Source organism: Levilactobacillus yonginensis, assembly GCF_003946265.1.
GTDB lineage: Bacteria > Bacillota > Bacilli > Lactobacillales > Lactobacillaceae > Levilactobacillus > Levilactobacillus yonginensis.
Map to the genome: position 1 here is coordinate 1 of NZ_RHNO01000057.1, position 1,702 is coordinate 1,702.

Below are 1,702 nucleotides of genomic sequence, written 5' to 3' on the forward strand. Positions count from 1 at the left end.
TGTACTAGTCCCTGTCAAGTTGACGGATGAAATACTATAATTTTTGTAGATTTGATTAAGCGGCTTCACCGCGGTATTCAACCGCGGTGGAGCCGTTTCTTTGTGCTGTGCGGTCAATATAGTTGAAATAGTGAATACCTTCCTCAATAAGCCTAATTAGCTCCTCCTTGGTTTTTGGCATTGGGTGGCTGCCTAACCAGTTTAACTTGAATTCATTCCACCAACGTTCCATTGGGGCATTGTCATAAGGCGTTCCCGGTCGGGACATGCTCCGAACGACTTTGTGTTCGGTCATTAGATCATTAAAATCTTTGGAAGTGTAAGCCGAACCACGATCAGTATGAACCATTGGATGAACTTCTCCAGCTTTGCTAAAGGCTCGCTCAAAAACTTCAACCATTGCGTCACTGGTCTCAGTAACACTCAGATTGTAGGATAAAAGATATCTGCCATACAGGTCTAGTACACCACACAATCGTGCCTTGTACTCGCCATTGATACCGTAACGAACCTCGGTGGCGTCCGACAACCACACTTCATTTGGGTTATCCGCCATATTAAACCGCTGGTTTAATACGTTGTCTCGTAATTCTTGCTCGGCTTGTTTTACTCGATGGTGTTTCTTCAGTCTACTTTGGCACTTGAGATGGAGGAGAGTCATAAGCCGCTTAACGCGCTTAAGTGAGACGTAAAAATCAAGCTCTGAATCATGGTCTAGATAGATCTTCAATTTTCCTGCGCCGATTCTCTGACGATGTGCATTGAAGTACATGAGTATCTTTTGCTTAAGCTGCGCTTCTTGTTGCTCCCAAGGGGTTTCTTCACGATGGAGCCATTGATTAAATGCTTGGCGAGATAAACCCACTTTGCGAAGGATAATGGTTTGGGCGCCATGAATCTGGGGACTGAGTTCCTGAATTGTCTGGAATACTAATTTATGTTGGGCGTTCACTCCTTGTTTTGTAGTTCCCGGAATTTTTTTGCGAAGAGCTCCATTACCTCCTGTTCTTTGAGCTGGGCCTTTAGTTGACGATTCTCTAGTTTTAAACGTTCAACTTCAGTCATTTCTTCAACTGGTTTAGTACGTCCACGGCCATCCTTTAATGCTGTGTAACCGCCGTCTTTGGACTTGAGAACCCAGGCTCTTACCTGTTGGTAAGAGACGTTGAAGTGTTCGGATGCTTGGGAGTACGAATGCTTTCCAGCCGTGACATACTCCACAATTTCAATTCGTTCTTCGAATGTTGTTTTACGACTCATAATGCGGACCTGCCTTCTTGACGGGGTAGCCGTCAACGATTTATTGGTCCCATTATACTGGAATTTCTTAATCCAGTCGTGAAGTTGCGTATTGCTTCTCAATCCAAAACGATTGCTGATTTCAACTAAACTACCTTCACCATTTAGATATGCTTCCACGGCTTGCTGCTTGGTTTTTGCACTATAACGTGTCCAGATATGGCGTTCTTTTAGGCCGTCAAGGCCATCACGTTTGTAAAGTTCTCGCCACGATCGAATAGTAGAGTCATAAATACCATATTGCTCAAGATATTTGCTTCTGTTCAACTTGGTCTGTGATAGACCAGTCAAAATATCCAGTTTCTCCATTGCTGTAAATCTTGTCCTAGGCATAGAAAAATCCCCTTAAAGTTAACAGATGAATTATAGTTTTTCATCTGTCAACCTTAAGGGGACTATAGCA

The 1,702-nt window shown here is 43.4% G+C and carries 2 protein-coding genes; both read right to left on the bottom strand.

Annotated elements, in window-relative coordinates; genetic code table 11:
* Positions 1-55: 55 nt before the first annotated feature.
* Complete coding sequence (locus tag EKM87_RS12295; RefSeq protein ID WP_125685032.1) at positions 56-952, bottom strand: IS3 family transposase; 897 nt, start codon at positions 950-952, stop codon at positions 56-58.
* On the bottom strand, positions 949-1,632 hold the full coding sequence (locus tag EKM87_RS12300) for a helix-turn-helix domain-containing protein (RefSeq protein WP_125685034.1): 684 nt from the start codon (positions 1,630-1,632) through the stop codon (positions 949-951). Before EKM87_RS12300 ends, EKM87_RS12295 begins: the two co-directional genes overlap by 4 nt.
* Positions 1,633-1,702 lie beyond the last annotated feature (70 nt).

Bases quoted from the DNA above. Each gene is read 5' to 3' on its own strand.
- EKM87_RS12300 (WP_125685034.1), bottom strand. From the start codon at position 1,632: ATGCCTAGGACAAGATTTACAGCAATGGAGAAACTGGATATTTTGACT.